At 64.0% G+C, this 18,619-nt stretch carries 11 protein-coding genes; 2 read left to right on the top strand and 9 right to left on the bottom strand.

Features of this window, described 5'->3' with window-relative positions; genetic code table 11:
• Positions 1–17 precede the first annotated feature (17 nt).
• The 6 genes from U1E26_01855 to U1E26_01880 form a co-directional block, all read right to left on the bottom strand.
• A complete protein-coding gene (locus tag U1E26_01855; protein ID MDZ4168386.1) occupies positions 18–1,223 on the bottom strand; it encodes an ABC transporter permease in 1,206 nt (401 codons plus the stop codon).
• Positions 1,220–2,077, bottom strand: coding sequence for an ABC transporter ATP-binding protein (locus U1E26_01860; protein MDZ4168387.1), 858 nt, complete (start codon positions 2,075–2,077; stop codon positions 1,220–1,222). Before U1E26_01860 ends, U1E26_01855 begins: the two co-directional genes overlap by 4 nt.
• A gap of 12 nt (positions 2,078–2,089) precedes the next feature.
• Positions 2,090–3,475: an efflux RND transporter periplasmic adaptor subunit gene (locus tag U1E26_01865; protein ID MDZ4168388.1), complete on the bottom strand. Its 1,386-nt coding sequence runs from the start codon at positions 3,473–3,475 to the stop codon at positions 2,090–2,092.
• A 92-nt stretch (positions 3,476–3,567) separates the two neighbouring features.
• The gene (locus tag U1E26_01870; protein MDZ4168389.1) at positions 3,568–4,269 is read right to left on the bottom strand and encodes an HAD-IA family hydrolase; all 702 of its coding nucleotides are present in this window, start codon (positions 4,267–4,269) and stop codon (positions 3,568–3,570) included.
• A gap of 47 nt (positions 4,270–4,316) precedes the next feature.
• Positions 4,317–4,745 carry a hypothetical protein gene (locus U1E26_01875; GenBank protein MDZ4168390.1) on the bottom strand — a complete coding sequence of 143 codons (429 nt, stop codon included), beginning with the start codon at positions 4,743–4,745 and terminating at the stop codon, positions 4,317–4,319.
• A gap of 728 nt (positions 4,746–5,473) precedes the next feature.
• Positions 5,474–6,634 (bottom strand): ATP-binding protein, encoded by a 1,161-nt coding sequence (locus U1E26_01880; protein MDZ4168391.1) that lies wholly within the window; start codon positions 6,632–6,634, stop codon positions 5,474–5,476.
• A gap of 291 nt (positions 6,635–6,925) precedes the next feature.
• Between U1E26_01880 and U1E26_01885 the strand changes: the two genes are divergently transcribed.
• Together U1E26_01885 and U1E26_01890 are read left to right on the top strand one after the other, a co-directional pair.
• A complete protein-coding gene (locus tag U1E26_01885; protein ID MDZ4168392.1) occupies positions 6,926–7,567 on the top strand; it encodes a hypothetical protein in 642 nt (213 codons plus the stop codon).
• Positions 7,564–8,382, top strand: a complete 819-nt coding sequence (locus tag U1E26_01890) for a nucleotidyl transferase AbiEii/AbiGii toxin family protein (GenBank protein ID MDZ4168393.1) — start codon at positions 7,564–7,566, stop codon at positions 8,380–8,382. The genes U1E26_01885 and U1E26_01890 overlap by 4 nt, the downstream gene beginning before the upstream one ends.
• A gap of 85 nt (positions 8,383–8,467) precedes the next feature.
• On the opposite strand, the gene U1E26_01895 is transcribed toward U1E26_01890, so the two are convergent.
• The 3 genes from U1E26_01895 to gyrA form a co-directional block, all read right to left on the bottom strand.
• Positions 8,468–10,954: a hypothetical protein gene (locus U1E26_01895; protein MDZ4168394.1), complete on the bottom strand. Its 2,487-nt coding sequence runs from the start codon at positions 10,952–10,954 to the stop codon at positions 8,468–8,470.
• A gap of 189 nt (positions 10,955–11,143) precedes the next feature.
• Positions 11,144–15,604 carry an Ig-like domain-containing protein gene (locus U1E26_01900; protein MDZ4168395.1) on the bottom strand — a complete coding sequence of 1,487 codons (4,461 nt, stop codon included), beginning with the start codon at positions 15,602–15,604 and terminating at the stop codon, positions 11,144–11,146.
• A gap of 429 nt (positions 15,605–16,033) precedes the next feature.
• Positions 16,034–18,613, bottom strand: a complete 2,580-nt coding sequence (gene gyrA / locus U1E26_01905; GenBank protein ID MDZ4168396.1) for a DNA gyrase subunit A — start codon at positions 18,611–18,613, stop codon at positions 16,034–16,036.
• Positions 18,614–18,619: the final 6 nt, after the last annotated feature.

The following is an 18,619-nucleotide window of genomic DNA, read 5'->3' on the forward strand; positions in this document are numbered from 1 at the left end:
CACCGGGCCGATCACCCCTACTCGTACCTGAGCGCGTCGATCGGATCGAGTCGAGACGCCTTCCAAGCGGGATAGACGCCGAAGAACACCCCGACCGCCGCACTGAAGAAGAACGCCACCGTGACCGCCCACCACGTGACTTCCGTGGGGACCCACCGCGTGAGCACCGCCGACCCCGCCCAACCGATCAGCACCCCGATCATGCCGCCCGCAACCGACAGCACGATGGCCTCGATGACGAACTGGCTCAGGATGTCGTGCGTACGTGCGCCGACCGCCTTGCGAATACCGATCTCGCGCGTGCGCTCCGAGACGCTCACCAGCATGATGTTCATGATGCCGATTCCTCCCACCAGAAGCGAAATACCGGCGATACCCGCCAACATCACCGTAAGCGTCCCTAGCAGCGACGAGAGGATGCCCAGCGTCTGTTCCTGGGTGAACACGGTGAACTCGTCTTGGAAGCGAGGCCTGAGGGTTTGTTCCATGCGCGCCTTGATCAGGTCGACCTTCTCGGCGTCGACCGCCTTCACTATGATCGACGAGATCACCTTCGTGGCAAGAAGGCGCTGCGCCGTGGTCACCGGCATGTAGATCTGGTTGTCCTGGTCGCCCGAGAGCGTGCCGCCCTGTTCCTTGAGCAGTCCGATGACCGTGAACCGCTCGCCGTTGACCGTCAGGTCGCGGCCCACGGGGTTCTGGCCGGGAAAGAGCTCTTTGGCCGGAGTCGCGCCTAGCATCACCACGCGCGCACCCGTCGAGTACTCGCTCTTGTTGTAGTGGCGTCCGGCCACGTAGTCCGCGTTGAAGACCTGGTCGCCCTGTTCGTTCGCTGCCGCAATCGTGGAGCGCGCCGTGCGGTTGCCCGCCTTCAAGACACCCGCCGATTGCACCACCGGCACCACGATGGCATCGGCGCCCAGTCTGCGCTGCACCAGTTCTGCATCGTCGAGACTGAACTGCTTGCGAATGGTCGATCCGGGGCCTCCGCCGCCTCCGCCGCCTCCCGGGCCGCCACTGAAGTTGCCGGGGAAGGCAAACAACAGATTGGAGCCGAGCCCCTCGATGGAGCCGGTGATCTCCCCTTGCACGCCGGTGCCGATGGCGACGAGCAGAATGACCGCTGCAACGCCGATGATCACGCCGAGCATCGTCAGTGCACTGCGCACCTTGTTCGCGTTGAGGGCCTTCAAGGCGATGCGGAAGCTCTCCACGAACTTCACTGCGCGCCTCCGTCCTGTGCCGCCGCGACAACGGCGCCTGCGTCTTCCGCTGCCTCTGCTCCTGCCCCGCGCGCCAGCGCCGCAAGCTCCTCTTCAGCATCGATGCGGTCATCGACGTGGAAATCCCGGACGATCTGGCCGTCCTTGATCTCGACGACGCGCTGCGCATGCCGGGCCACGTTGGCATCGTGCGTCACGATCACGATGGTCACGCCCTCATCGCGGTTGAGCTGCTGAAGGAAGGCCATGACCTCGATGCCGCTCTTCGAGTCCAGGTTCCCCGTGGGCTCGTCCGCAAGCACGATGCTCGGCTCGGTCACGAGCGCGCGCGCAATCGCCACTCGCTGCTGCTGCCCACCGGACAGTTGGTTGGGCATATGCCCCAGCCGCTCGCCAAGCCCTACCCGCTCCAGTGCCGCGCGCGCCTTGCGGCTCCGCTCGGCACCCGCCAGGCCCGCGTATATCAGCGGCAGCTCCACGTTGGCCGTGGCGGTGGTACGAGAAAGCAGGTTGAAGGACTGGAACACGAAGCCGATGCGTTTGTTGCGCACGGCGGCAAGCTCGTTGGGGTCCATGCGCGACACGTCGACGCCGTCGATGGTGACCGTCCCGGTGCTCGGACGATCGAGCAGCCCGACGATGTGCATGAGCGTGGACTTGCCCGAGCCCGAAGGCCCCATGATGGCGAGCATCTCGCCCTCGCAGACCTGCAGGTCGACGCCGCACAGTGCGCGCACTTCAACGCCGTCCAGCTCATAAGCCTTAGTGACGCCGAGCGCCTCGAGAACGACGCCCTCCCGGCAGGAGCCGGCTGCGGCGCCGTCCTCCCCCGGGCGGGTCGTTTCGTCTGTCATGTGGCCTTCCCGTTACTGCTTGATTCGGACCGTCATCCCGTCCGTGTACTGGGTCGAGCCGGACAGAGCAACTACCGCGCCCTCTTCGAGACCCTCGAGAACCTCGACCTCGGTGTCGGTCGTTGCGCCCACGGTGATCTCGGTCTTGGTCAACGTGCTGTCGACGACGACGTACACGTAGTCGGTGCCGCCTTCGCTGAACAGGGCCTCGACGGGAATGGTCAGAGCCGAGCCGCGCGAGCTGACCTCGATGTCCGCGTCACCCTTCATTCCCAGAAGGATGTCAGAGCCGGTGTCTTCAAGAAGGACTTCGACCTCGAACACGGTTCCACCGGTGGCGGTGGGCTGCGCCGCAGGATTGATGCGCGTCACGGTGCTGATGAACTCCTCACCCGGGAAGGCGTCGAGCGTGACGATGACCTTCATCCCCGGCTTCACGCGATCGATGTCGGCCTCGTCCACCTCGGCGGTGAACTTGAGTGCGCCCAAGTCGACCACGGAGAACGGCGCCGCCTGAGGCGAGACCGCGGAGCCCTCCGTCGGGGGGGCTCCGGCGCCGACGGCAGCGCCCGGAGCGTTGAAGATCACGACGCCGTCAATCGGCGCGGTGAAGGTGGCCTTGTCCAGCGTATCCTCGGCAACATTGAGGGCTGCTGCCGCTTGGCGTACGCCCGCCTCGGCTGCGGCCCGCTGCGATGCCGGGTCGGCTCCCTGGGCACGGGCGAGCTGCGCCCGGGCAGCGTCGAGGCCGGCCTGCGCCTGCGACACGCCTGCGGACGCCTGCGACACGCCTGCTGTGGCCTGACGGTAGCCGGCTTCCGCCTGGGCTTCCGTGGCGGCCAGCACCGAGAGCGTGGGGCTGTTCGACGGGTAGACGAGCTTCGCGGCGTCGTAGGCGTCACTCGCGTTCTCCCACTGGAGCTTCGCGGCGTTCCGCTGCGAGCTGGCCGCAGACTGCGCCGACTTGGCGGCGGTGAGCTGTTTGCTGGCGGCGTTCACCGCTGACTTGGCGGCCCTCACGTCGGCGGAGCTGCCGCCTGTGGCCGAGACGTTGGCCAGCTGCGCCCGTGCGGCCGACAGTCCGGCCTTGGCCTGGGTGACCTGCAGCTCAAGTGACTCGGTGTCCATCTGCGCGATCTTGGTACCTGCGGTCACCGTCTCGCCATCGCTCACGTAGATGACGTCGAGCGTGCCCGGCACGGGAGGAAACACGTCGGCGCTGATGCCCGCCTCGACCTTGCCCGAAGCAGTGACGGTCACCGCCAGCGTCTTGGACTGCACCTCGGCGGTCTCGATCTCAGGACCGCTGCCCTGCGAGCCGACGAAGGCGAACGCCGCCGCTCCGATGATGACGACGAGCGCTACCACTCCCAGGATGATCTTCGTGCGCTTTGACACCGCTACTCCTCATGTTCGAACGTAGAGGCCCTCTGAGAACCTCTTCGCATTGTTCCACAACCAGAGGGCAGAATCCCGCCCCTGGCTCACTCTCAGACCACGAATCCGGCTTCGTGACCACACAAGACCGCCGCGACCTCCGCCATCGAGTGCGTGGCGTACTGCGCGCCCGCGTCAGCCAGACGTTCACGCGACGACACGCCCCACGTCGCGGCGATGGCCACCATCCCGGCCGCGCGTGCCGCGGCCATGTCGTGGGGGCTGTCGCCGACATACACACAATGCCCTGGCTCGCCGCCCATGAGCCCGGCTGCGTGCAGCAGGGGAAAGGGGTCGGGTTTGTGGAGCTCGACGTCATCCGAGCCCACCAGCACCTCGAAGAATCGCCCGAGCGAGAAGCGATCGAGCCCGCGCTGGGCGCCGCGATGCAGTTTTGACGTGACCACTCCCATGCGGTAGCCGGCCGCGGACAGCTGCTGGAGCGCCGAGTCGACTCCGGGGTACTCGCGAATGAGCGCATCGTGCACGCGGTCGTTGTGGCGGCGGTAGACAGCGAGCAACTCCTCGGCGTGCTCAGGCGAAAACTCGCGCATCTGCACGGCCAGCGGCACGCCCACATTGTGCATCAGCACGTCATCGGGAAGCGGTGCCCCGAGCACTTCATTCGTCGTGTAGCGCATCGACTCGAGGATGAGCTCGAGCGTGTTGACCAGTGTTCCGTCGAGGTCGAAGAGCACGACTTCGATGGCGTGAAGGAGAGGAGGAGCTTTCGTCATGTATCGAGCGTACCGCAAAGGGCGCCCCCTCGCGAGGACAGCCCGGCTTGCGGTGGGCGCTAGTTCTAGCCCAGCTGTTCAGCCACGACTTCCCCGGCCCACTTCACCAATCGCCCCGACTGCTCGACGAGAGTCTTCGATTCAGACTCGCGCAGTAGTCGACTCTCATACTCAACGGCGTTCTTCATGCCAAGTAGCCCTGTCAGTTGGCGTTCGTGTGCCGCAGGAACGGAGGGAACTGTCTTCTTGAGAAGGTGCAGCGCGGATCCATGGTCCCGAGATGCACTGCGAACTCCGCCCGAAGCGATGACGACCGCGTCTGCTGCGCAGATACCCGCGTGTATTGCGCTCAGGCCGGCAGCGTTCCAGCGGCCCTGCTCAAGGTCATCGACGGCCCCTGCTGAGAACTCCTTCGCCTTGGCGAGATAGGTCCGCGCCTCTTCTCGAGGCACTCGCCGCACTTCACTGCCCCTGCCCATGACCCCTCCACTCATGAACACTGGTCCCTGCGACTCGCACGCCGTCACTCAACAGCGAGTCGTACAGACCAGGTCCTCTCTTTCTCAATTGCGACGCTTCCTGGGGCGAATACACGATGGTCGACAGCGTCGCCCCGAACTCGCGCCTGAACGCCTCACTGTCCGATATGATTCGCTCCTCGATGGACTGCTTGGTCGTCTCATTCTCCGCCACGACTATGACATCCACATCACTGTCGGGCGTCTGATCCCCTCTCGCGTAGCTACCGAAAAGAACGACCGATTGGGACCCCGCTTCGTATCGGCTACGGAGCCACTCGAGTAGAGCATCGGGCACCTGGGCTTCGGCTGAGAAAACGGGGTCGATCATCGTTCTCACGTAGACGTTTTCGCGATTCAACCAGTACACGCTGCCGCGGCCAACGGGAGCAGATTCGACAATCCGCAGACTCTCTAGCGCCCACAAAACCTCACTGGCCGCTGGGTGCGAAAGGTGAACCCGTCGTGCCGCCTCAGCCGCGGTCAGGGGTATGCGAACGCCCCACAGCAGGCGCAACACATCGACGCGTCCTCGCGTCGAAAAGATGTCCGTGACTGTGACAGTGGCTCGCATGCAATTAAGGTACACCTACAATCAATACAAGTCCACTTGCATTGCCCACTGGGGTCACACGTGCTCCCGGATACGCATCGTCTTCTTGAGCGATGCCCAAGGGCGCCCTCTCGCGAGGGACGCCGCCGGCTTAGTCGAAGGACGCGCCCCAAAGCGCGCTCATGGGCACGGCCTGCAGATTCGAGCCGAACGGCACCGCAACGTCTCCGGTATACAGAAGTATCCCGCGGAAGAAGCGCTCCCCCGTCGCCTCTTCAAGCGCCTTCAGCCCGCGGAAGTCCGCCGAACCGACCGACTTGCCCGTCTTGACTTCGACTCCGCAGATCCGGCCATCGGACGACTCGAGCACGATGTCGACCTCGCGGCCGGCGACCGTTCGAGTATGCATGAGCCTGACACGGGTCTTGGCCCACGCCGCCTGTCGCTGGAGCTCGTTCACGACGAAGCTCTCGGCGAGTCTGCCCATCTGTGAGGGGTCTGCCAGAAGCCGCTCCACATCCAGCCCGGACAGTGCGGCGGCCAGACCTGTGTCGATAATCGCTATCTTGGGCGACTTCACCATGCGCCGCGCGATGTCCGGCGCAAATGCCGGGACCATCCTCACCAGCATCGCCGCTTCCAGCAGGGCAACGTATCGGCGAACCGTAGAGGCGGGCATTTCCATCGACCGCGCGACCTCGGCCAGACTGACCAGCGTCATGGTGCGAGCTGACAGCAGCGCGAGCAGTCGAGGAACCGCCGCCAGGCCTGCGATGTCGGTACGCAGCGCAATGTCCCGCCGGACAACCAGGTCAACATAGGAGCGATGCCACGGTTCCCTGTCGGCTCTCTCTCGGCTCACCGGCTCAGGGAATCCTCCTAGGCAGATCGCCTCGGCCAGGGCTGCTCGGTCGAACCCCTCGCCCTCGAGCCACCTGCCGCTTGCGGAGAACGTCGTGTCGACAAAGGAACCGCGCTTTGAGCGAAGCTCTGCTTGCGTCAGGGGCCCCAGGGTGAGCACCTCGAGGCGCCCGACCAACGCTTCTGCTGCCGCCGGCAACACACTAAGGTCCGCAGAGCCCGTCAGGAGAAAGCGCCCCGGACGTCGATCGCGATCGACCTCGTACTTGATTGCCCGGAACAGCTCGGGCGCTAGCTGTATTTCGTCGATCACCGCTGACGCTCCTGCGCCCGCGATGAACCCCTCTGGGTCCGTACGCGCGCCGTCAAGGACCGCAAGCTGATCCAGCGTGAGATACCGCTGTACTGTGCCGTCTTCAACGAGCATCTTCGCAAGAGTGCTCTTTCCCACTTGCCGGGCACCGTTCAACAGCACCACCGGGCTGCGCCGGAGGGCGTCGCGTACCGTCGATTCGAGGCTGCGGGAGTACATAGGTGGATTATCCGCCACACTGTGGTCGTATTGCAACCACGCAGCGGCGCCTTCGCACACCGCCCACGGCGATCACGACCGCGTCCGCAGCGCAGATCCCAGCGTGGATTGCGCTCGCGCCTGCGGCCCACGTCCCCGCGACGCCGAACCGATCCCCGGGGTCGTCTTTCCTATGTAGCAGTAACTTGCCATGTATGGTAAGTTACTGCCATGAAACGAGATGCTCTTCTCGAGATTGTTGGCCAGGAGCCCCTGTTCGGCACCGGCTTGCTGCTTGGGCCGGGTGCAGATGTCCCGGATGTCCAGAGGCAGCTGTCTCGGTGGACAAGCGACGGTACCGTGGTGCAGCTTCGCCGCGGCCTCTACTCGCTCGGGCCGCTGTTTCGCGCACGCGATCCGCATCCTTTCGAAATCTCGAATCGGCTTGTCCCCGGCTCGTACGTCAGTTTGGAGTCGGTTCTTGCGGCCCGCGGGATGATTCCCGAAGCGATGTTCGCGACCACTGCAGTGACGACCGGGCGGCAAGGTACCCGTAAGACGCCGTTTGGCTCCTTTGTGTATCACCACATCCGACCCGATCTCTTCTGGGGATACGTGCCCGAGCCGACGGGAGGCGATCGAATCGTGTTCGTGGCCGCTCCGGAGAAGGCGCTGCTGGACCTTGCCTACCTCAGGACGAACTCGGGTGAGTTCGGGTTCGCAGCCGAACTGCGGCTGCAGCACCTGGAGCGCGTCGACGCCGATCGTCTCGTCCAGTACGCTGCGCGCTTCGGCAGTCGAAAAGTCGAACGCTTCGCGCGCAACGTGATCGCATTGGCCGAGCGGGAACGAGAGGAGTATGGGAGCGAATGAGGGACTATCTGGATCAGCTCGTGGCCGCAGCTGGACAACGCGATGCGACGAACGTGATGCGAGAGTATCTCCAAGCAAGAATCCTCGAGGCGCTTCAAGAGCGAGGGGCATGGGGCTCACTCGCGTTCATGGGCGGCACCGCACTTCGCTTCCTGTATCGCATACCTCGGTTCTCCGAAGATCTCGATTTCTGCCTTGAGGGCTCTGCCGATGGATACGACTTCGCGAGACTCGTTTCCGCCACATGCTCGGTTTTCGAGCACGAAGGCTACGCGATCGACTCGAAGGTCTCCACTCACGGAGCGGTCAACAAGGCGTATGTGCGCTTCCCCGGACTCGAGCGCTCGTTGGGTCTGAGCCCCCATGCCGACCAAGCGTTCTCCGTGAAGCTCGAGGTCGATACGAATCCGCCCGCTGGCGCAGGAGTCGCGGTCACGACGGTGCGGCGGTTTGCGACGCTGCGTATCGCGCACCATGACAAGGCATCACTTCTTGCAGGCAAGACCGCGGCCATCCTGCTGCGAGACTGGGTCAAAGGCAGAGACATCTACGACCTGGTCTGGTATCTCAGCGATCCGACCTGGCCCGAGCCCAACGAGGAGCTGCTCCTGAATGCGTGCCGCCAAGCGATGCGCCCCGACCTCTGGGAGGACCGCAACGCGTGGAAAGGGGCATTGCATGCGCGCCTCGAAGAAGCCGCCTGGGACCACGTGCTCCAAGATGCGCAGAGATTCCTCGAACGACCCCAGGATGCCTGGATGCTCGAACGAGAAACGGTCCTCTCGGTGCTTCAGCAGCGCGGTTGGGTCGACTGACCGGTAAGGGAATCTTGGATGCAACGCAAGGGACGTCCTCACTCACGAGGACGCCCCTTGGTTGATTCGCTTGTGTCGCGCGGTACTACTTGACGACGATTCGCTTCGTGTAGCTGCTGTAGGACAGCGCGTTGCGCGAGCTGGACTTGTTCGAACCGTACTGTGCACGGAAGCGATACGTGCCGGCGCGCAGCTTGACCGCCTTGCGGTACGAACCCGAGCTGTTCGCGGTGAAGGACACCGAGCTCGTGACCCAGCGCCCACGGACGAGCCTCTGGACCTGGATGCGCCCATAGGCCGTGCCCTTCGGCAGCACGTTGCCGGACAGGTAGAAGGTGCGGTACGGACGCGGCCTCGCAGTCGACGCGCGCGGCGTCGAGAGCTTGGCCTGCGGCACCACGGCGAACGGCGCCTCGACAGCGGTGTAGAGCCCGTTGGCGAGCATCTTCACTCGGAACAACGTGCGCACGCCGCCGACCGGAGCCGCCAAGACGCGATACGCTCCGGGGACGCCGGCAACCGGGGCCATGGCCGCGTAGTCAGACCACACGCCGCCCGCGTAGCGCTGTAGCACGACCTCGAAGCCGTCGAGGCCCACGCTAGCAGCGTCGTTGAGACGAACCGTAACGTTCGAAGAGCGGGCGAACACAGGATAGTACGCCGAAGGAACGGCCAACTTGGCCAGCGTGTTGGTAGTGCCAGGCTCAACCACCGACAGCGGCGAGAGCGAGCTCAGCTGGAAGGTCAGCGTGTGGTTCACGGCGTCGACGGCCACCGGCACGGTCTCCCACACAGAGCCATTCCAGTGCCTGACGCCCAACGCCGCCGCACGGGCCGCAGGAATGCGCGGATCGTACGGCATCCGGACGGTGATCAGTCCGGTGAAGGTGCCCGTGAACGAGAGATCGTAGTTCTCTCCGAGGAACACGAAGCCTGCCGGAGCGGCTGCGGGCTCCTGTGCGAGCCTAACCAGCTTGAGGGTGCCCGCTCCCGTCACTCCGACGATGGTGACAGACGCCTCGCCCGCACCGCTCAGTCCGCCTGCGGGAACACCGATCGTGGTAGTGACGCTGGCCCCCGGGGCCACCGGCGCAGTTGCTCCGGCCGCAGGGAACGTGACCGCGCGAACGGCGCCCGTGGACACGTTGCCCACGCGGTCAACCGCCGCCACGGAGAAGGTGCGCGTCGAGCCCGGCGTGATGCTCGTCAGGGTAGAGGAGAGGGCCGTCGTCGTTGCCACTCGCGTGGCGCCGTCGTAGACCTCGTAGAACGCTACGCCGGACCTCGTGTCGATAGCGGCGGGCCAGACGAGCTTGATTCCCGTATCCGTCAGCGACGAGTAGTTCAGTGCGCTCGGCCCCGTCGGGGCGCTCTTGTCGATGAGCACGTAAGCCGTGCGCGCGGCCTCGAGGTTCCCCGAAGCGTCGACAGCGCGGTAGACGATGGTGTTCGTGCCGTCCATCGTGGCGAGGAACGGCGCAGTGTACGTCGTCTCGAAGCCGCTGTTCAGAGTGTACCGAATACCTGCAAGGCCGGAGCCGCCCACGTTATCGGTGGCGGTGATGGAAACAGTCACATCGGTGCTGACCCAGCCCGTCGGAAGAGTCGCCACGGTCGAGACCGGGGGCGTCATGTCCTTCACCACGAACGTGCGCGATGTCTGGGTCGATACGTTGCCGGCCTTGTCTACGGCCCAGGCGATGACCGTGTGCGTGCCGAGCTGGGACACAGGGGTCGTAGTCGCAACCGCAGACATGACGGTCTGGGTGGCGCCGTTGTCGATGCGATACTGGATGTAGCTGATGCCGGATGAGACTCCAGCCGATGTCGGATCACTCGCCGTGATGGTCGTGACCGCCGCCGCGCTGTAGCTCGCGGTCGCGTCGATCGCCGCGGTGGGCTTGGTCTTGTCGATGCGAATCGTCGCGGACTTAGTGGTCTCGACGTTGAGGGTGGCATCGGTTGAGTAGAACTCAAGGAGCGTGGCGCCCTCAGTCGGCACGGCGGATAGCGTCACACTCGTGGTGTTGTCCACGGTGGTGGTTGCTCCAGCGCCGCCGACGCGGTACGTGATGCTCTTCACTCCCGACATGTTGTTGTCGGTGGCCACAATGGACGGAACCACCGTCACCGACGTGTAGCCGCTGGCCGGGATGGCGGGATTCGCTGTCCAAGTGGTGACCGGCGCGCTCAGGTCCTTCTGGATCAGAACTGTCTTGGGGGTGGATGTCTGGTCCAATGAGTTCGTGGCCGAATAGGTGATCGTCGTAGTTCCGTCAGCGGCCACTGCCAAATCGATTGTCGCGGGCGACGTCGTGGTAGCCACAACCCCGGGCACGCCGTTGACGGTGTAGTTGATGCTCTTGATGGGTTCTGACGGTGAGGCTTCAACGGCCGTGATGCTCACCGTGACCGTCGCACTGCGAACCCACCCGCCCTCGGCGTCAATCGGCGTGGTGACGTGCGTGACCGTTGGCACAGGCAACGATACCGCCCAAGCCACCAACTGCATCGCGAACAACGCCGCGACTATCACGGCAGCCACCAAGGCAGCCTTACGCTTCGAATTCATTCGGGTACTCCCTCTCGTCAAACGGGCCCCTGAGGGGCAGTACAACGTAGACGAGTCTATCACGCAAGTCCTTACGGATTCCCAACCACACTGCGGGGCGCAAGGCCGAAGTGGCGACACCGGGGCATAGCGAGAGGCGGGGCCCTTTCGGACCCCGCCTCCGCGGTGAATCATGTTGCTTCGGTCAGACTACCTGACCGACCTGCTCCCCGAAGCCCTTGAGGAGAAGGGGTGCGGCGTGTCACCGTGCGACACGACCACGCGGTAGGTGCCAGCGGAGCTGACGCCGATGTTTCCGCTGAACTTGTTCGTCGAGGCGCCGTTGGAAGTAACCCACACGGACCTGACCGAGCTCCACCTGCCGTTCACGAGTCGCTGAGCAGTCAGCTTGACCTTGAACTGCGTCGTGCCGTTGTACTCAGCAGGACCGCTGACGGTGCCGGACACCCTGAGCGTACGACCGCTCGTGGAGAGCGAAGGCGTCTGGAACCTGAGCGGGGCCTGGAGGTAAACGTCACGCTTGACGACGGTGGTGTAGCCACCATAGTAACCGTTCGCGGCCGCCCGCATCGTCGGCCAGGTGATCTTGGCGGTGATGGTGTGCTTGCCACCGCTGAGACGACCGGTCGGGATGACGAACATGCCCGTCGAAGCAGACTGAACCAGCTTCAGGTTGCCAATCCAGACCTCGATGTTCTGAGCGCCATAGGCCTCAACATTGAGGTTGTAGTTCTTGCCCGGGGCGATGTAGATCTGATCGCCATTGCGGGCGCTGATGTTCTGGATTTTGATCTGAGCCTGGTTGAACAGGTTCTTGATGACGAGACCGTCCTTGAAGACCAGTCCGTCAACGGTGATGTCGTACTCGCCGGGAGCCATCTGGCCGACGCCATTGAAGACGCCAGTCGGAAGCAGCGAGCCATCACGGCCTACGTACGCCTCGCCGACGTAGTTGGAGTTGTTACGACCGTGGGTCGTGATGTCGCCAAGGTAGATCTGGACGGCATCGCTCACGTGGGCCGGCGTGAAGCCAGCACCGGTGAGGTTGAGACCGGAGTCGAGCTGGGTGCCCTCGGCCATCAGCGTGGCTTCCTTGATGAAGTCAACCTCGGGGCGAGCCGGAGCTGCCACGACGGAGATCTCATCGTAGAAGACGTTGTTGTACCACGTGGCGAGTTCGAACGATCCACCAACGAGCGCGTAGCGCTTGCCGGCCGACTCGAAGGTGATCGACGAGTCGTCGAAGGCCGGGATGGAGAACGACACGGCGTCATACTTGCCGTTGTTGTCGGTGTCGACCATGGGGTCGCTGTCGAGAACGATATCGTTCGTCCACTGCGGGACGTTGACGCCGTCGCCGTGAATGTTGTTCACGTCGTAGCCGTAGACATTATCGCTGTAGAAGTCGACGTCGTTAAGGTCGTCCCACTGGACGCGCTGACCGGTCTTGATGTTCTCGGCCCAAGCGATGACCTTGGCGAGGGCACGATCGCCCGCACGCATGGTCGGCTCGACGACCGTGAACTTGGTCGCGTAGTCGGTGAAGTCAACGCCGGTGGTGAAGGCGTTGCGCCAGCGATCGAACACGCGCAGGTACGCGGTGCCCGCGTTGGCGGACTTCACCGGAGCGGAGGCCTTACCCATGGCGTCGGTCGTCACGGTGACGGCCTGGCTGCCATTAGCGAAGCTACCGAAGGAGGTCGTGAACTTCAGGTCCCAGTTGGGAATCGGAGTGTTGAACGCCGAGTCGGTCACCGTGACGTTGTAGCCCATGGTATCCACGCCGTCAGCCAGCGCGATCATCTTGGCATCGCCCTCGGGAGTCGTGGCAAGAGCAGCCTCGACGCTCGCGCCGTGGAAGTAGGTGAAGCCGTAGCCCTCGAAGGCCTCGGTGTCGCCACACGGGTTGGCCCAGTCAGCGCTGCCGAAGAACACCGACGTGGTCGCACGAACCGGCGAGAACCAGCTTGAAGTACTGATCGGGCTCGGTGCGTTGCGGCGGCTGAGCGTGGGCTCAAACGACTTGACCTCGACGGTGGCAACGCCCTGGGCGTTGGTCGTCGTGTTGTAGACGTGACCCGTCGGCATGATCGCGTTGACCCGGTCGAACTTCGGAATCTCGAAGCGGACGGGGATGTTCGCGGTGCCGTTGGTGATCGTGTTGCCGTAGGCGTCGACAACGCGTGCGGTCAGGACGATCTTGTCTTCGCCGCCAGCGGCTGCGTAGCCGAAGGCGTCGTCCATGTAGCTGTCAGACTTGTCGTTGTAGAAGGTGTCGCCGTCAGCGTAGGCCGCGGGAGCCTTCTTGTCAGCGGTGATCTTGAAGCCGACCGGCACACCGGCGACTTCCGGGTCCTCGCCTGTGATGTCAACGGTCGCAAACGCCGCGGGCATGACGCTTCCGCTGCGGTGCTTCGCAGACACGGTCCACGTGTCGGGACCATTGGCAGTCATGAAGTTGAACGTGGTCGGCCAAGCGCTCGAGCTCGTGTTCGGGCCGGTGCCCGGGAAGAACGAGCCACCGCTACCGGAAGAACCGGCCGACTTCGACCAGCCGCGCCAGATGTAGCGGCTGACGATCGAGAGTCCGACGCCGTACTGGAACAGCCCGTTCTGCGAGTGAGCGTTCAGCTGGAACCAATCGGTGTCAATCGAGTGCTCGTCGAGCCAAGACGTGGGATTACCGTTGGCGTCCTGGAGCTGTATCTGGAAGCTCGGGGACGAACTGTCGGCCCACGTCATGGCGGTCGGCAGGATGACGACCTTGGCCGGCTCGCCGATGCCGCTCGTGTTGTTCGAAACGCTCACGGGGAGTGCCTCGTTGACAGTGGTCGTGCGGGTGTCGTCAACGAGAATCGATGCCGTGTTGACGCCCGGGGTCTTGGCGTACTGCCAGATCCACGAACCGGTGGAGTAGTTACCCACCTGCGCGCCATCGGTGAGGCCCGAGATGACCGGCGACGAATAGGTGGCGTAGCCGCCGACGTCGTTGCCGAACTGGTCCTTCGCGGTCGCGACGAGAGCAGTGTAGCCCTCAGCGCGGTTCACGTCGGCTGCCAGCGAGACGGTCTTGATGACGTCGGGAGCGACGGTCATGCTCTCGGGACCGCAGTAGCAGAAGACCGGAACCCAGTCGGTATCCGCTACGCCGTCAGGCAGGGAGTCTCCGTTGAAGATGCGGACGGAGTCCGAGTAGCGCGGGTCGATCAGCTGGGTAACGGCGGGGTTGGCCGTCCACGGCGTACCAACGTTGTGGAGCCAGATCTTCGCGCCAACGCCCACGGCACCAGCGGTGGTCGGGGCCTTGAGGGCTACGTTGAACGTGAGGCCGTCGTCCGGATCCGCGGACTGGCGATCCACGAAGTTCGACAGCGTGACGAGCCAGCCTTCGGCCGTGTTCGTCGTCTCCACGGTCGGAGTGGAGCCGAACGAGTAAGCAAGATCGGCAATCCAGGCCGCGTGGTTCGGACCGTTAACGAGCTCGAACTCCTTCGGGAAGAGCACCGAGACTCCGTTGTAGTCGTTCTCGTTCGAGTCCCAGTTGCCAGCGGTAGAGTCGGGATCGTCGATATCGACGGTCCAGGTCGTCACTGCGCCGACGGTAGGGGTAACGGACGGGAGGACCTTGTATCCATCGCCACCGTCGCAGCTCTGCTCGATGGCCGGGTCACGAACGCCGTTGCCGAAAGTAACGAGCGAGGTGCCGTCGCCGACGGGAGTGTAGCGGCTACCAGTGTACAGCCAAACATAGCCACCGCTCCAGCTCGTGCTGACGACCGCGGTGTACTGACCGGTCATGGTGTCCGGTACCGACTGAAACTCGTCGGGGTCGACGATGCCCCCGTCGAACGAACCGTAGTCGAACGCGCCGCCCAAGCCGCCGATGGCGGCACCGTGGAGCGGCGTCCAGGTAGCGGCGATTGACTCCATATCAGGAGTGACGCCGGTCTGGTAGGTGTCGTTGTAGGGCGAGTAGCGGCCCCACGAGAACCCGAGGTACAAGGGATCCAAGTTCTGACCCATCACCGCTTCAGCGACGCTGAGCTGGCCGATCGGGTCCGTTGTCGGATCGTTGGGGTCCGATGACGAGTGGACCCAGATCTCCGCATCGTCATTCGCGTAGCGCTTCACGACGCGGATCTTGCCGCCGCTCGTGAAGTCAACATCGCCGGCCCAGTACCACGGCAGCGCGCCGAGGGCGGCATCGAGAGCGTTCACGACACCCTGGACCGTGGTGGACGACGACACGACGACCGGAACGGTGGTGGTGTCGTACGAGAAAGACGGGTCGAACGACCCGGAGAGGTCACCGGCGTCGACCGTCACGTAGAACTCATAGAAGGTGACACCCAGGGCGTTGAGGCCGCCACCTCCCAGCGTCTGTGCCTTGCCGGTGGCGTCGTAGCTCTCAGAGCTCTGCTGCTGCGCCTCTACTCCGGCGGTGCCGGTGGTGAAGACGCTCAGCGTGCCGTGAACTCCACGGTCGTACTCGCCGCCGGTGGCAGCGAAGTTCGCCGCGAGCACCGATGACGTCACGTTGCCGGTTTCGGCTGCGCCTGCGGGCATAACGACGAGCGACGCGAGCATCGCCACAGCACACATCGTGGATACGACGCGCCTGAGACGACTGTTGCGTACGAATTTCGTCATTGACTTACTCCTTTCAATAACTCTCGAGTGATCGTTCGGATGGATAGGTATTACTGACACTGACACCTGTCCCGGGTTACTTCGACTAAGTGATCGCGTCGCCGGGACCTCTCAGGTGGAACGTCGACGTGCCTGACGCTCTCCGTCCCGAGGCGCTGCGTGCCCCAATCCATCCCCCCTCACGGGCTTCTGTCGGTGCCCCAGAAGGCACCCTTCTCCCTCACGTACATGACACAAAGCGGCAGCGAGCAGCGCTTTGCCGCTGCCACCCGATGGCATTGAAGCACAAAAGCACTGAGTGCAACAAGCCCATCGGAGTGGTGGATACCCTTCTTTCCGCTGCTCTGACACCCTGCATAACGAACTCTTCGTGAGTTTCTTACACGCTGAGGCAAAACTCGTCCGCTATTTCGGTGTCTACGGCTCGGTCTACTCCTCCTCCTCGAACTCTTCGGCAACGAGCTCTTCGGCTTCCAGTTCACGGGCGTCGTGACCGAGCAAATCCGTGGGCTCTTCCGCTCCCGGAGCGCCTTCCAGCTCGAGCGTCTCCTGGCCCTCGCCCACCACGCGCGGCTTGACCGCCTTCTTCCCGGCGCTCACGCGGGCTATGGCGGTCACGCGGTCGGTCTCCGAGACGTTCATCACCTTCACGCCCTGCGTGGAGCGACCAAGCTGGCTGATGTCGCCCGCCTTGACGCGAATGACGACGCCCTCTTCGGAGATGAGCATCAGCTCGTGGCCGGGGCCGACGATCTTCATGCCCGCGAGCGGCCCCTTCTTCGGCGTGATCGCAATCGTGCGAACGCCCTGACCTCCGCGGTGGTGCTCCGGGTACTCGCCCACCTTGGTGCGCTTGCCGTAGCCGCGTTCGGTCACCACGAACAGCTCGCTTTCGGCGGGGGCTATCTCCATCCCGAGGCACAGCTCGCCGGGCTTGATGTTCATGCCCTTGACGCCCATGGTGTCGCGGCCCATCGGACGCGCCTCGGACTCGTCCCACTTGATGGCCTTGCCCGCCGTCGACACCATCATGACCTTCTCGCCGTCGCGCACGCGGCGCACGCTGATGAGCTCATCGTTGTCGCGCAGGTTGATGGCTATGATGCCGTCGCGGCGGCTGCGGTCGTACGCGCCGATGGCGGTCTTCTTCACCATCCCGTGCGAGGTGGCAAACATCAGGTACTCGTCCGGGCTGAACAGCTTGGTGTTGATGACCGCCGCGATCTTCTCTTCTGTCTCGAACGGCAGCAGGTTCACGACCGCGGTGCCCTTGGCGTGGCGGCTTCCCAGCGGCAGCTCGTGCACCTTCATGCGGTAGACCTTGCCGCGCGTGGAGAAGATGAGCACGTAATCGTGCGTGCTGGCGATGAAGAGGTGCTCGACGAAGTCGTTGTCTTTGAGGTTGACACCCTGGAGTCCCTTGCCGCCCCGCTTCTGCTGGCGGTAGGTGGCCACGGGAAGACGCTTCACGTAGCCGGTGTTGGTGATGGTGACGACCATGTCCTCCTCAGCGATGAGGTCCTCGATATCCAGATCCTTGGCCGCGTTAGTGATCTCCGTGCGCCGCTTGTTGGCGAACTTGGCTTTCAGCTCGCCCAGCTCCTGCTTGATGATGTCGAGCACGAGCTGCGGCTCGGCCAGAACCCGCGTGTACCACGCGATCTTCTCGCGCAGCTCGGCGAGCTCTTCTTGGATCTTGGCGCGCTCCAGGCCCACGAGACGGCGCAGGCGCATCTCGAGGATAGCGTCCGTCTGGATCTCGGAGAGGCCGAAGCGCTCGATGAGCTTGGACTTGGCCTCCTGGTCCGTGTCCGAGGCGCGGATGATCTTGATGACCTCGTCGATATTGTCGAGCGCGATGACGTAGCCCTCGAGGATGTGCGCCCGCTCCTCGGCCTTGCGCAGTTCGTAGCGCGTCCGGCGCAGGATGACGTCCTTCTGGTGCTCAAGGTAATAGAAGAGCATTTCCTTCAGGGTGAGCGTGCGCGGCACCCCGTCAACGAGCGAGAGCATGATGACGCCGAAGCTCTGCTGCAGCTGGGTGTGCTTGAAGAGCTTGTTCATCACGACCTGCGGGATGCAGGCCTGCTTGAGCTCGATGACGACGCGCATACCCTTGCGGTCGGACTCGTCACGCAGGTCCGAGATCTCCGTGAGCTTCTTCTCGCGCACGAGGTCGGCGATCTTGGTGACGAGCTTGGACTTGTTCACCTGGTAGGGGATCTCGGTGATGATGATGCGCGTGCGCCCGGTGGAGGTCTGCTCGATGTGGGCCTTGCCACGGACCGGAATCGAGCCACGGCCGGTCTCGTAAGCCGACACGATGCCGTCGCGCCCCATGATCATGCCGCCCGTGGGGAAGTCGGGGCCGGGCACAGCGGTCATGAGCTCTTCGATCGTGACCTCGGGGTTGTCGATGAGCATGGTGACCGCATCAATCACCTCGCCGAGGTTGTGCGGCGGGATGTTGGTGGCCATGCCTACCGCGATGCCGGCGCTGCCGTTGACGAGCAGGTTGGGGAACCGGCTGGGCAGTACCTTGGGCTCGGTCAGCGACTCGTCGTAGTTGGGTCCGAAGTCGACGGTCTCCTTGTCGAGGTCACGCAGCAGCTCCATCGACATCTTGTGCAGGCGGGCCTCGGTGTAGCGCATGGCCGCCGCAGAGTCGCCGTCAACAGAGCCGAAGTTGCCGTGGCCGTCGACCAGCGGCACCCGCATCGCGAACGGCTGAGCCATGCGCACCATCGTGTCGTAGACGGCGGAGTCGCCGTGGGGGTGATACTTACCGATGACTTCACCGACGGTCCAGGCGCTTTTCTTGTACGCGCGCGTGGGGGTGAGGCCGGACTCGTTCATGGCATAGAGGATGCGGCGGTGCACAGGCTTGAGGCCGTCGCGCACGTCCGGCAGGGCACGGGCCACGATGACGCTCATCGAGTACTCGAGGAACGAGGTCCTCAGCTCCTGCTGTATCTCGATGGGCAGCAGGGTCGTCCCGCTGGTATCGATCGTCGT

This window comes from Coriobacteriia bacterium, from assembly GCA_034370385.1.
Classification (GTDB): domain Bacteria; phylum Actinomycetota; class Coriobacteriia; order Anaerosomatales; family PHET01; genus JAXMKZ01.